Annotated in this window: 15 protein-coding genes and 1 riboswitch; of the genes, 9 read left to right on the top strand and 6 right to left on the bottom strand. The window is 32.4% G+C overall.

Features of this window, described 5'->3' with window-relative positions; translation table 11 throughout:
- A partial coding sequence (locus B8869_RS09245) for an IS3 family transposase (protein ID WP_234989827.1) occupies nt 1-637 on the top strand: 637 nt, incomplete at its 5' end.
- 48 nt (nt 638-685) lie between these two features.
- Here B8869_RS09245 and B8869_RS09240 read toward each other — a convergent pair.
- Nucleotides 686-1,414: a TatD family hydrolase gene (locus tag B8869_RS09240; protein WP_084231335.1), complete on the bottom strand. Its 729-nt coding sequence runs from the start codon at nt 1,412-1,414 to the stop codon at nt 686-688.
- A 76-nt stretch (nt 1,415-1,490) separates the two neighbouring features.
- Nucleotides 1,491-1,584, top strand: a riboswitch (TPP riboswitch).
- 40 nt (nt 1,585-1,624) lie between these two features.
- Between B8869_RS09240 and B8869_RS09235 the strand changes: the two genes are divergently transcribed.
- From B8869_RS09235 to B8869_RS09220, 4 genes are read left to right on the top strand one after another with little or no spacing between them, the layout of a single operon-like run.
- Entirely contained in the window at nt 1,625-1,921 is a 297-nt protein-coding gene (locus B8869_RS09235; RefSeq protein ID WP_084231334.1) for a thiamine-binding protein, read from the top strand.
- Entirely contained in the window at nt 1,893-2,669 is a 777-nt protein-coding gene (locus B8869_RS09230) for an ABC transporter permease (RefSeq protein WP_084231333.1), read from the top strand. Before B8869_RS09235 ends, B8869_RS09230 begins: the two co-directional genes overlap by 29 nt.
- Nucleotides 2,666-3,649 (top strand): ABC transporter substrate-binding protein, encoded by a 984-nt coding sequence (locus tag B8869_RS09225; protein ID WP_084231332.1) that lies wholly within the window; start codon nt 2,666-2,668, stop codon nt 3,647-3,649. The genes B8869_RS09230 and B8869_RS09225 overlap by 4 nt, the downstream gene beginning before the upstream one ends.
- Nucleotide 3,650: 1 nt before the next feature.
- A complete protein-coding gene (locus tag B8869_RS09220) occupies nt 3,651-4,385 on the top strand; it encodes an ABC transporter ATP-binding protein (RefSeq protein ID WP_084231331.1) in 735 nt (244 codons plus the stop codon).
- 128 nt (nt 4,386-4,513) lie between these two features.
- On the opposite strand, the gene B8869_RS09215 is transcribed toward B8869_RS09220, so the two are convergent.
- A complete protein-coding gene (locus B8869_RS09215) occupies nt 4,514-5,410 on the bottom strand; it encodes a copper amine oxidase N-terminal domain-containing protein (protein WP_084231330.1) in 897 nt (298 codons plus the stop codon).
- A 10-nt stretch (nt 5,411-5,420) separates the two neighbouring features.
- Entirely contained in the window at nt 5,421-6,197 is a 777-nt protein-coding gene (locus B8869_RS09210) for a hypothetical protein (RefSeq protein ID WP_084231329.1), read from the bottom strand.
- 105 nt (nt 6,198-6,302) lie between these two features.
- Here B8869_RS09210 and B8869_RS09205 point away from each other — a divergent pair, with 105 nt between their 5' ends.
- From B8869_RS09205 to B8869_RS09190, 4 genes are read left to right on the top strand one after another with little or no spacing between them, the layout of a single operon-like run.
- Entirely contained in the window at nt 6,303-7,613 is a 1,311-nt protein-coding gene (locus B8869_RS09205) for a CCA tRNA nucleotidyltransferase (protein ID WP_084231328.1), read from the top strand.
- Between the two features lies 1 nt (nt 7,614).
- Nucleotides 7,615-8,958, top strand: a complete 1,344-nt coding sequence (gene glmM, locus B8869_RS09200) for a phosphoglucosamine mutase (protein WP_084231327.1) — start codon at nt 7,615-7,617, stop codon at nt 8,956-8,958.
- Nucleotides 8,959-8,966: 8 nt separating this feature from the next.
- Nucleotides 8,967-9,809 (top strand): DegV family protein, encoded by an 843-nt coding sequence (locus B8869_RS09195; protein ID WP_084231326.1) that lies wholly within the window; start codon nt 8,967-8,969, stop codon nt 9,807-9,809.
- A gap of 1 nt (nt 9,810) precedes the next feature.
- A complete protein-coding gene (locus B8869_RS09190; protein ID WP_084231325.1) occupies nt 9,811-10,254 on the top strand; it encodes a DUF4825 domain-containing protein in 444 nt (147 codons plus the stop codon).
- Between the two features lie 61 nt (nt 10,255-10,315).
- On the opposite strand, the gene B8869_RS09185 is transcribed toward B8869_RS09190, so the two are convergent.
- From B8869_RS09185 to B8869_RS09175, 3 genes are read right to left on the bottom strand one after another with little or no spacing between them, the layout of a single operon-like run.
- Nucleotides 10,316-10,903: an IS3 family transposase gene (locus B8869_RS09185; RefSeq protein ID WP_084231324.1), complete on the bottom strand. Its 588-nt coding sequence runs from the start codon at nt 10,901-10,903 to the stop codon at nt 10,316-10,318.
- Nucleotides 10,878-11,108, bottom strand: coding sequence for an IS3 family transposase (locus tag B8869_RS09180; protein WP_084231323.1), 231 nt, complete (start codon nt 11,106-11,108; stop codon nt 10,878-10,880). Before B8869_RS09180 ends, B8869_RS09185 begins: the two co-directional genes overlap by 26 nt.
- A 23-nt stretch (nt 11,109-11,131) precedes the next feature.
- Nucleotides 11,132-11,719: a helix-turn-helix domain-containing protein gene (locus B8869_RS09175; RefSeq protein ID WP_084231322.1), complete on the bottom strand. Its 588-nt coding sequence runs from the start codon at nt 11,717-11,719 to the stop codon at nt 11,132-11,134.
- Nucleotides 11,720-11,750 lie beyond the last annotated feature (31 nt).

Below are 11,750 nucleotides of genomic sequence, written 5' to 3'. Positions count from 1 at the left end.
TATCATAAATCATAAAAGAGTTCAAAGAATAATGCATGAGCTAAAACTATTTGGAAAAAGATCTAAGGAAAAATATCACTCATATAAGGGGAAGGTAGGTAAAGTAGCTAATAATATAATAAATAGATATTTCAAGGCAGATAAACCTCTACAAAAATGGACCACAGATGTGTCAGAATTTAAATTCTCTTGGGGTAAATGCTACATATCTCCAATACTTGATATGTATACCAATGAGATAATCTCTTACGACCTATCCTTAAGTCCTAACTTAAATCAGATATCAAATATGTTGAAAAAAGCATTTAACAAATTTCCAAAACTAGATAACTTAATACTACATTCAGATCAAGGTTGGCAATACCAACATGAATATTATGTAAATGAGCTTAAAAAACATGGCATAAGACAATCAATGTCAAGAAAAGGTAATTGCTATGATAACTCCATAATGGAGACATTCTTTGGAAGATTAAAAAATGAAATTTATTATGGTTATGAAAAGAGTTATAGCTCTTTTGAAGAATTTTCAAAAGCAATAGAGGAATATATTTACTATTACAACAACGAAAGGATTCAATCAAAAACAAAATGGATGCCACCTACAAAATATAGGTTAGCATCCACTAATAATTAATTAAATATTGTGTCCAGTTTTATGGGTACACATCATTTTAAGGCTTGTCTATTTTATATTTAGGGACAAATAATTTTGGTAGATTATTTGTTTCAAGTCTGAAATGCAAATATTTTTAAGCTTGGATATGTGCTCTAAAATTTTTAAAATATAGTCGCTCTCTGTATAGATACCATTCAACCATTCAATTGAAGTGGGACCATCTGTTTCGGTTAATATTCTATCAAGAGGCAACAGCTTTATTATTTCATCTGTAAGTTTAGAATATCCTGCATCGGGGCCGATGGTAAAGTAAGAGCCGATGGAAAGATATTCTTTTATTAGAGAGATATCGCCACTATACCAATGGATAATGGACTTTGTATTGTATTTTTTTAAATAATCAAGGACTTCTCGTTCGGCTCCTTTGGTATGAATATTTACAACTTTTTTATACTTATCAGCTAATTTTAAAAACTCTTCGAAGATTATCTCCTGTCTTTTATACATATCGATTCTTTCGTCCCAATAGAAATCAAGTCCTATTTCTCCTATGAAATCACAATTTGAAACTTCATTTTCTAAGATGGACAAATCTGTTTTTTCATCCACTTTCCAAGGGTGAATACCAAGTCCGATTTTGATAAGTGGATGTGAGGAATATTTATTTTTTAGTTCAATATATTCTTCAAATGTCATAGAGTTTACAAGAGTGTATATTTTATTTTCTTCAATTGTCCTCAAACCTGAATTTATATCTTTGTAAAAATTAAAGTGGTCATGTGCATTTATAAGCATAATTTTCTCCTAACGTGTATAAAATCATTATAATATAAATTTTCATTTGTGCTATAATGTAAAAGTAAATTAAATATTTTTTCACTAGGGGAGCGAAAGCTGAGAATCTTAAAGATGACCCTTGGAACCTGATAGGTAATGCTAGCGTAGGGAAGTGTTTTTTATACTCACTATAGCTATAGCTATAGTTTTTTTATTTGGAGGAATTATATGAATTGTGCATTGGCGCTTCAAACTCTACCAAGAGTTGAGAGTGATGAAGAAGTTGTAAGAATTGTAGATGAAGTCATAGCTTATATTGATTCAACTGGTCTTGAATACTATGTTGGGCCTTTTGAAACTACAGTTGAAGGGGATTTAGAAGACATAATGGCTATTATAAAATTTAGTCAATTAAAAGCTATAGAAGCTGGAGCTCCTTCTGTGAGTTCGTATATAAAGCTTGTCTACAGTCCTGAGAAACATATTTTGACAACAGATGAAAAAATATCTAAATACCATAAATAGAATTCTACCCGCTGTTGGAATTTTAAGTATTCTATTAATTTGGCAATTACTATCCGGCTTGGGATTTATGCCTTCGTATATGTTGCCGGGGCCGATTGATGTGGTTAAGGCATTTGTTGGAGACTTTCCACTTCTATTAGAGCATTCAAAAGTAACTTTGGCTGAAGCTTTTATAGGTCTTGGAATTGGAGTTGGATTAGGGTTTGTGATGGCACTTGTAATGGAGAATTTCAACTTCTTATATAAGGCTCTCTATCCAATTTTGATAATAACTCAGACTATACCAACCGTTGCCATAGCACCGCTATTGGTTTTGTGGTTTGGATATGAAATGAAAGCCAAAATAGTATTGATAGTGTTGGTTACATTTTTCCCGATAACTATTGGAGTTTTGGATGGGTTTAAGTCGGTTGATCCGGATGTCATAAAATTGTTTAGGTCTATGGGAGCGAATAAGCTACAGATTTTATGGTATGCCAAATTGCCGCATGTGAAATCATATTTCTTTGCGGGTCTTAGAATATCTGCAGCGTATTCAATAGTTGGAGCAGTTATATCTGAGTGGCTAGGCGGATATAGCGGTTTGGGAGTTTATATGACAAGGGTTAGAAAGTCGTATGCTTTTGATAGGATGTTTGCAGTAATATTTTTAATTTCAATTTTGAGTATACTTTTAATTCAAATGGTAGATTTAGTTCAACGATTGAGCATGCCGTGGTTAAAAACAAAAAAGGAGAATAGAAAATGAAGAAAATCATAGGTTTAATTTTAATAGGTATGATGTTATTGGTTGGGTGTGGAGAAAAACAAGAGTCTAAAGACGGTACAAAGGAATTGACACTTGTTTTAGACTATACTCCAAACACAAATCATACAGGAATTTATGTTGCAAAAGAACTTGGATACTTTGCAGAAGAAGGAATCGAGTTAAACATAGTTCAACCACCACAAGACGGAGCACCAGTGCTTGTAGCATCAGGAAAAGCTCAAGTGGGTATCGACTATCAAGATACAATAGCAGCAGCTTATGCACAAGATGAACCACTTCCTGTAACAAATATTGCAGCGCTTGTACAACACAATACATCAGGAATAGTTTCTCTAAAGGGAAATGGAATGGACAGACCTAAGGGCATGGAAGGTAAAAAATATGCAACTTGGGGAATGGAAGTGGAACAAGCTATGATAAAAAATGTTGTTGAAAAAGATGGCGGAGATTTTTCTAAAGTGCAATTAGTACCATCAAACTATTCAGATATATTTACAGGTTTGGGAAATGATATAGATGCTGTTTGGATATTCTATGGTTGGGATGGAATTGCAGCGCAAGTTAAAAATGTTGCAGTAGATTATTTTGCATTCAAAGATATAAATCCTGTTTTTGACTACTACACTCCAACAATAATTGCAAACAATGAGTTTTTGAAAGAAGATCCGGAAACTGCAAAGGCATTTTTAAGAGCGCTTAAAAAAGGATATGAATACTCAATTGAAAATCCAAAAGAAGCAGCAGAAATTTTATTAAAAGACAATCCTGAACTTGATTCAGCATTAGTTATGGCAAGTCAAGAATATTTAAAAGATGAATATATTTCAGAGGCTAAAAGATGGGGCGAGTTTGACTCAACTCGTTGGAACAATTTCTATGCTTGGCTATTTGAAAATGGTCTAATAGAAAAAGAAATTCCAGCAGACTTCGGATTTAGCAACGAATATTTACCGGAATAAAATGAAAATATTAGAAGTAAAAAATGTAGAAAAATCTTATGAGAGTAAGAAGATAATAGAAGATATATCCATAGACTTAAGAAAGGGAGAGATAATCTCCCTTTTAGGTCTTAGTGGAGTGGGAAAGACCACTCTTTTTAATATAATTTCGGGAGTTGAAAGCCCAGACAGCGGAGAGGTTATATTAAAAGGCGAAGAGATAACTGCAAAGCCTGGGCACATAAGCTATATGCTCCAAAAAGATTTGTTGATAGAACAAAAGACAATTTTAGACAATATAATTTTACCGCTTAGAATAAAAGGGGTTAAAAAAAATATTGCAGTTAAAAAGGCAAATGAGTATTTAGAAATGTTTGGACTGCTTGGATATGAAAAGTCTTATCCAAATTCTCTTTCGGGAGGAATGAGACAAAGAGCAGCTTTTTTAAGAACTTATTTTGCATCAGAAGAAGTTGTACTATTGGATGAACCTTTTAGCGCACTCGATGCAATAACTAAAAAAGAAATGCACAAGTGGTACAAAGAGATTAGTCAAAGATTAAATCTCTCTACCATATTTATAACGCATGATATTGACGAGGCACTTGAAATGTCAGATAGAATATATTTGATGATAGGTTCGCCAGGTAAAATCGAAAATGAAATTGTTATTAAAAGTAGTGAGGGCGATTTTACACTCACAAAAGAATTTTTAGAATATAAAAAAGAAATATTACACCTTTTAGGTTTGAGATAGAGTGCTTTAGGAGCACTCTTTTTTTATGCAATTTTCAATTTTTGAGTTGTGAAGGAATCAAGATTCTTGTTACTAATTAAAAATGGCATTATAAAACCCCTTGAACATAAAAGTTTAAGGGGCAAAAATTATATTTTCTTTAATAAGTTTTGTATTAATTCATCATCCAATGGATTTTTGTTTTTGTCGATTTCTCCGGCTCTATTAAAGATTTGAGTGTCTACATCCGGAGTATAAACTTTACCATTTTTTTCAGCTTCAAGTGCATTCGCAACTTCGTGTGTTTTTACGGCAAGTTTAGTTTGAAGTTCAACAATTTTTCTAGCGTGAGAGCTATCGCCATCCAAAATTCCAATTCTATATTCTTTTAAGATTTCAGATGTCAAATCTGAAGCTTCTAAGATTAGCTTGTGGCTCATTGTATTTTCTGCAGGCACATTCATATTTCTTATCTTATCCAAAATAGTTTGAATATCATTTCTTAAAACTTCAAATTTACTTTCTATTTCATTTCTTGAATGCTTAGTCTCTTCTGCATAGAAATATTTTTTCAACTCTTCGTTTTTTAAATTTAATTCTTTTAAAAGAGAGTTGATTTCAGAGATATATGGTTTGGCTTGAGTTGTTTTTAAGATAACTGTGTAAGTCTTAGCGTCCCAATCCACGTTCAATCCCATATACTCAGCTACAAATCTAAGCGGAACAAATGTCCTATCTTTCTTTATAACCGGAGCAACATCCATTTTTGAAATCTTTCCATCAACATTGATATCTTTTGAATCGATTTTCAATTCGATTTTTTTATTTGAGTCAGATATTGTAACAACTCTGGTTTCGTTATTCCATTTGACACCATAACCTAAGTTTTCTGAAATGAATCTTATAGGCACTAAAGTTCTATCTTTTTCGATATAGGCAGCCACATCACTCTTAATTTCCTTGCCATCAAGAGTGATTGTTATGTCCTTGGCGAATACGGGTGTTGCCATGAGTAATACAAGACAAAGTATTAGAAATTTTTTCATTATAAACTCCTTATTTTTCCTTTGTAGTAGTTTCTTTAGTTGTCTTTGTATCCTTAGTTGTCTTTTCGTCAGTTGTAGATGGTTTAGTCTCTTTAGTTGACTTTACAGTCTCTTTAGTAGTCTTATCTTCTGTAGTGGAAGATTTAGTTTCTTTGGTTGTAGTTTTAGTTGTGTCTTTTGTTGTAGTCTTAGTAGTATCTTTTTTTGTAGTAGAATCTTTTGAGTCCTTAGTTGTAGATTTTTTTGAATCTGTAGTTTCTACTATTCCTGGAGTGGATTTAACTCCGAACTCCCTATCTAAATATTTAAGTCTACTGTCATCAACACCGCTTAACTCTATAAAAGCAGAGTCTTCAGATACAGGCACTATCTTACCGTCTTTTCCATCTGTATAGAATAAAATATATTCTCTGTTTTCTTTTAATCCCTTAGGAATATCTAATACGATATTTGAAAGATCACCTTTGTAATCTTCAATAAAGTTTACATCAGTAGAAGTACCAACTGCAGTTACACGAATGCGAGATATGTAATCTGCACTTTTAATTAAAGAAGCTATGTTGGTATCTTTTACTTCATCTTTTTTAGTTTCACTATCTTCAGTATTCTTTTTATCTTTTTCATCTGTAGTATCTTCAGCTTTGGTAACTTTCTCACCATCGTTTTGGTTTGTCAATACTTCAACACTTGAACTCTTAGTAGAGTTTGAAGTTGGCTCAGCTGGGTTTTTATTACATGCACTTAGCATCAAACTAAGCATTAGAGTAGTTATTATTAATTTTTTCATGTAATCCTCCTTTTGGTACATTATACCACTTTATTTCCCAACAAGTAACACCTCTCTATTAACCGAATTGCAATGAATATGGTATAATAATAAAAAGGTGATATAATGCAAAGTAAAATTGAACAAATACTCATAAGATTGAAAAAATCTGGATATGAGGCATATATGGTCGGAGGTTGTGTAAGAGATTTACTGCTTGGAAAGGAACCGGATGACTATGATATAACTACAAATGCTTTGCCTGATGAAATAATAGAAGTGTTTAAAGGGTATAAGACACTTAGCTTAGGCAAAAGGTATGGAACTATCACCGTTATATTTGAAGATGAAACTTTTGAAATAACAACTTACAGAACTGAACAGGGATATAGTGATTCAAGGCATCCCGATAAAGTTATGTTTTCAAATAAAATAGAAGAAGATTTAACACGTAGAGACTTGACCATAAATGCAATGGCTATGGACAAAGACATTATAGACTTGCATGGTGGAAGAGATGATTTAAAGAATAAAATCATAAGGGCAGTTGGAAATCCAGATGAGAGATTTAAAGAAGACGCACTTAGAATGGTTAGGGCAATTAGATTTGCAACCGTGTTAGATTTTCAGATTGAAGAATGTACTTTTAATTCGATACTTGAAAACTCACATCTTTTAAAAAATGTTGCTCCGGAGAGATTAAAGCCTGAGATGAATAAGATATTGTTGTCTGATAGTCCGTCAAGAGGACTTGAATTATTAGCAAGAACAAAGGCTTTAAAGTATATTTTGGAGGAACTCTACGACTGTGTTGGATTTGAACAGAGGACAAAATATCATGACAAGACAGTTTTTGAGCATATAAAGTGTGTGGTAGATAGCACCGAAGTAAATTTAAAACAGAGAATGGCAGCTATGTTGCACGATGTTGCCAAACCAAAAACTTTTTCTTTAGATGAAAATGGACAAGGCCATTTTTATGGACACGACGAAGTTGGAGCAGAGATAGCTGAAAAGGCTTTAAGAAAATTTGGTTATTCGAAAAATTTTATAAAGCAAGTTCAAACTCTTATTTATGAGCACATGAAAGTTCATGAAGAAATGACAGACAAGGCTCTTAGAAGACAGATAAGAAGAGTTGGTGTGGAAAACATTTTGGACTTATACAGCTTAATGCTTGCGGATAGAATGTGTACAATAGCAGATAGAGACATGGATTTTTTACTTAATCGCAGAGATAGGATAAAACAGTTGTTAAAAGAAGACACTGTTAAAGAAAAATTTTTGTGTTTAAATGGCAACGATATAAAAGAGCTCGGATATAGTGAGGGCAGAAAGATAGGAGAGATACTTAGGTATCTTGAGGAAATCGTCTTGGATAAACCGCAGCTCAATAAAAAAGAATATCTTATAGAAATTTTAAAAAATAGAGGTTGAAATGGGTAAATTATTTGGAACTGACGGAATAAGAGGAGTTGCAAATCTTGAACTAACTCCACAACTTGCGTATAAAGTTGGAAGAGCAGCGGGATATGTATTGTCAAAGGATAAAAAAGGCAAAGTAATAGTTGGACAAGATACAAGACTATCAGGGGAACTATTAAAGGCGGCTCTTGTGAGTGGGCTTATGTCCATAGGGTTAGATGTAGAAGTCACAGGGGTTATACCGACTCCTGGTATAGCGTATTTGACAAGAACTGGAGAGTACTTAGCTGGTGTAGTTATTTCAGCATCACACAATCCTTTTGAACACAATGGTATAAAATTTTTCTCAGCAGATGGATATAAATTGCCGGATAGAGTTGAGGATCAAATTGAAGAACTTATATTTGACGATACTAAAATATACAAAAATGCAACTCATGCAGACGTTGGGTCTATGAAATACAGTGAAGAATTACTTCATAAGTATGAAGAGTATTTAATAGAAATATCAAATGTAGATTTGACAGGCATGAAGATAGCAATAGATATAGGAAATGGTGCTCTATATAAAATTGCACAAAATGTTTTGGAAAAACTTGGTGCAGAAGTGGTTGTAGTGAACGACAAGCCAAACGGTATGAACATAAACGACAACTGTGGTTCTACAAACCCTGGAATTATCCAAAATTTAGTGTTGGAAACAAAGGCTGATATGGGCATGAGTTTCGATGGAGATGCCGACAGAATAATTGCAGTGGATGAAAAGGGAAACATCATAGATGGAGATCACATACTTGCAATTTGTGCAACATATCTAAAAGAACATGGCAGACTAAACAACAATACAGCAGTTGGAACTATTATGTCTAATATAGGACTTAAGAAATATTTAAACTCCATTGGAGTGGATTTGGTGCAAACTAAAGTAGGTGATAGATATATCTTAGAAGAGATGATATCAAAGGACTATGTAATAGGAGCTGAACAATCAGGCCACGTTGTATTTTTAGAGTACAATACAACAGGAGATGGATTAGCTACAGGACTTCACTTGTTAGAAGTTGCAAAGAAATCTGGAAAACCATTGAGTGAATTAAACAACTTAATGACTTCATATCCTCAAGTTTTAATAAATGCAAAAGTTAGAAATGATTTAAAAAATAACTACATGAGTTTTCCTGAGGTAAAAGAAGAAATAGAAAAAATAGAAAATGAATTTGGAGAAACCGGCAGAGTGGTAATTAGACCATCCGGTACAGAACCTTTAATCAGAGTTATGATCGAGGGCGAAGACGAAAAGCTAATGGAAGAAAAAGCGAGAGAACTTGCTGATTTCATAGAGCTTAAACTAAATTAGGGGGATACATGAGTTATAGAATAGTAGCAGACACATCTTGCGATATAAGTCAGGAATTAGAAGAAAAGCTTAGGGTGTTGTTGGTATCTTTTAAGATAGCAATAGAGGGAGTAGAATACGTTGATGACGAAAATTTAGATTTAAATGTATTCATAGAGGCAATGAAAGCTTCTAAAAATCCAATTAGAACTTCATGTCCATCACCTTATGACTACCTTGAAAAGCTAAATGAATGTGAAGAAGATAAAATTATAATAGTTACAATATCAGAACTGCTATCAGGCTCAAACAATGCAGCTGTAATAGCTCGTGAGGAATATTTAAGAGAGCATCCAGATAAGCAAGTTTATATCGTAAATTCAAAGACAGCAAGCGCCGGACAACTTTCTTTAATACTTAAAATAGACGAGATAATGAAGGAAGAAATTAGCTTCGAAGCTCAAATAGAAAAGATAGAAGAAGCAGTAGGAAATAATGAAACATTTTTCATTTTAGAAAACTTAGATAATCTAATTAAAAATGGAAGAATTAAAAAGGCGACAGGTTTAGTAGCAACAGCGCTTAACATAAGACCAATAATGAAACCAGACAAAAATGGAGATATTGAAATTCATGAAATAAATAGAGGATTTAAAAAATCTCTATTAAAACTTGCAAAAGAATTGGGTAGCTTAGCTGATAACTTAGAAGAGAGAATATTAGTTATTTCCCATGCAGAGGGCCTTGAAAAAGCTCAAATGTTAGCCGACAAAGTAAAAGAACTTCATAACTTCAAAGATATTTTGATAGTTCATACTAAGGGATTGGCAACAGGCTATGCAGATATGGGCGGAATAATAGTAGGATTCTAATATGAAAAAGATATTTTTAGTTTTGGGAATGACATTGCTTTTGGTAGCGTGCTCTACAAAAACTCCTGAGTATCAATTAAATAAGACAAAATATGTTGGAGACAATTCAAAAGTTATAGCAATAGTAGATGGATTAAAATATCCTAATGGCTTAGCTTATGACAATATTGAAATTCAATCTGAAAAAGAACCTTATGGACTAAGTGTAAACCTTAGCGGAGAAGGTGAGGCAAATCTATTTGACCAAGCAGTAGTCACATTTGCAATGATTGATAACTTGGGTGAGTTAAAATATTTTAATAGCAATAAAGAAATAGGTTTATATACAAGAGAAGCTGTAGATTTAATTCTAAATACAAATGGAACAAGTTTGGAGGAATTAAATAAAGACGGTAAAAAACTTCAAGAATATATAGATAAAGCTAACTTAGCGGAGTCTAAATAAATAAAGAAAATCCTTTCTGAAATAAATGATGTGTACCCATAAAACTGGACACAATATTTAATTAATTATTAGTGGATGCTAACCTATATTTTGTAGGTGGCATCCATTTTGTTTTTGATTGAATCCTTTCGTTGTTGTAATAGTAAATATATTCCTCTATTGCTTTTGAAAATTCTTCAAAAGAGCTATAACTCTTTTCATAACCATAATAAATTTCATTTTTTAATCTTCCAAAGAATGTCTCCATTATGGAGTTATCATAGCAATTACCTTTTCTTGACATTGATTGTCTTATGCCATGTTTTTTAAGCTCATTTACATAATATTCATGTTGGTATTGCCAACCTTGATCTGAATGTAGTATTAAGTTATCTAGTTTTGGAAATTTGTTAAATGCTTTTTTCAACATATTTGATATCTGATTTAAGTTAGGACTTAAGGATAGGTCGTAAGAGATTATCTCATTGGTATACATATCAAGTATTGGAGATATGTAGCATTTACCCCAAGAGAATTTAAATTCTGACACATCTGTGGTCCATTTTTGTAGAGGTTTATCTGCCTTGAAATATCTATTTATTATATTATTAGCTACTTTACCTACCTTCCCCTTATATGAGTGATTATTTTTCCTTAGATCTTTTTCCAAATAGTTTTAGCTCATGCATTATTCTTTGAACTCTTTTATGATTTATGATATAACCTTGATTTATCAACTCCATATATACTCTTCTTACTCCATATCTTCCTTTGTGGAAGTTAAATATTTGAGTTATTTTATCTGCAATGTGACTATTCTTAATCTTTATCTTATCAACTTTACTTATTTCAAAATAGTATGTTGATCTTGGCATATCAATAGCTTTTAAAAGATATTTTAGTCTGTATCCTTCTTCTTTGAGTTCTTTGATAATCGCTGCTTTTTCGCCTTGAGTTGCGCAGCGTAACGTTCTTCTCTCAAGGCGATCTCTTTTTTTATTATTTCGTTTTCTGCTTTTATATATTCATTTTCTGCTTTTATATATTCATTTTCTGCTCTAAGTTTTATTAGTTCTTCTCTTTCAGATTCATTAAGTTCTTTTGCTTTATAGATATTTTTATTTTTCATACTTGTATTTTTAGATTTACGACCTCTCTTTTTATTTACAAGACCATTATATCCATAATTTTTATACTTGTTAACCCATGAATAAAGCTGTCCATGATTAATTCCATATTCAACTGCTATAGATGTTATGGAATTTCCAGCTAACACTTTAGATACCATTTCTAATTTCTCATCAGGTGTCCAATTGATATTATTTCCATGTTTTAAAATTTCTGGTCCATGAAGTTCTTCTAACCTAACCCATATTCTAATTGAATCATGAAAGTTTTTTTCGTTGGTCCTTTCAGGTGTATCAGGCCATTTACCATCTCTATACAATTGCACGCTTTCTTTTTTTATTTCATAACTATATTTCATAAAAATACCCTCCTTACTGGTTTGTCCAGTA

Origin of the sequence: Peptoniphilus asaccharolyticus DSM 20463 (assembly GCF_900176115.1) — a bacterium.
Taxonomy (GTDB): Bacteria; Bacillota; Clostridia; order Tissierellales; family Peptoniphilaceae; genus Peptoniphilus; species Peptoniphilus asaccharolyticus.
The sequence above is the reverse complement of the archived record's forward strand: the minus strand, read 5'-3'. Positions and strand labels throughout refer to the sequence as shown.

Coding starts and splice junctions, on each gene's coding strand:
- B8869_RS09180 (WP_084231323.1), bottom strand. CDS start 11,108: ATGCCAAGATCAACATACTATTTTGAAATAAGTAAAGTTGATAAGATA.
- B8869_RS09235 (WP_084231334.1), top strand. CDS start 1,625: ATGAATTGTGCATTGGCGCTTCAAACTCTACCAAGAGTTGAGAGTGAT.
- B8869_RS09215 (WP_084231330.1), bottom strand. CDS start 5,410: ATGAAAAAATTTCTAATACTTTGTCTTGTATTACTCATGGCAACACCC.
- B8869_RS09225 (WP_084231332.1), top strand. CDS start 2,666: ATGAAGAAAATCATAGGTTTAATTTTAATAGGTATGATGTTATTGGTT.
- B8869_RS09220 (WP_084231331.1), top strand. CDS start 3,651: ATGAAAATATTAGAAGTAAAAAATGTAGAAAAATCTTATGAGAGTAAG.
- B8869_RS09195 (WP_084231326.1), top strand. CDS start 8,967: ATGAGTTATAGAATAGTAGCAGACACATCTTGCGATATAAGTCAGGAA.
- glmM (WP_084231327.1), top strand. CDS start 7,615: ATGGGTAAATTATTTGGAACTGACGGAATAAGAGGAGTTGCAAATCTT.
- B8869_RS09175 (WP_084231322.1), bottom strand. CDS start 11,719: ATGAAATATAGTTATGAAATAAAAAAAGAAAGCGTGCAATTGTATAGA.
- B8869_RS09240 (WP_084231335.1), bottom strand. CDS start 1,414: ATGCTTATAAATGCACATGACCACTTTAATTTTTACAAAGATATAAAT.
- B8869_RS09230 (WP_084231333.1), top strand. CDS start 1,893: ATGAAAAAATATCTAAATACCATAAATAGAATTCTACCCGCTGTTGGA.
- B8869_RS09210 (WP_084231329.1), bottom strand. CDS start 6,197: ATGAAAAAATTAATAATAACTACTCTAATGCTTAGTTTGATGCTAAGT.
- B8869_RS09205 (WP_084231328.1), top strand. CDS start 6,303: ATGCAAAGTAAAATTGAACAAATACTCATAAGATTGAAAAAATCTGGA.
- B8869_RS09190 (WP_084231325.1), top strand. CDS start 9,811: ATGAAAAAGATATTTTTAGTTTTGGGAATGACATTGCTTTTGGTAGCG.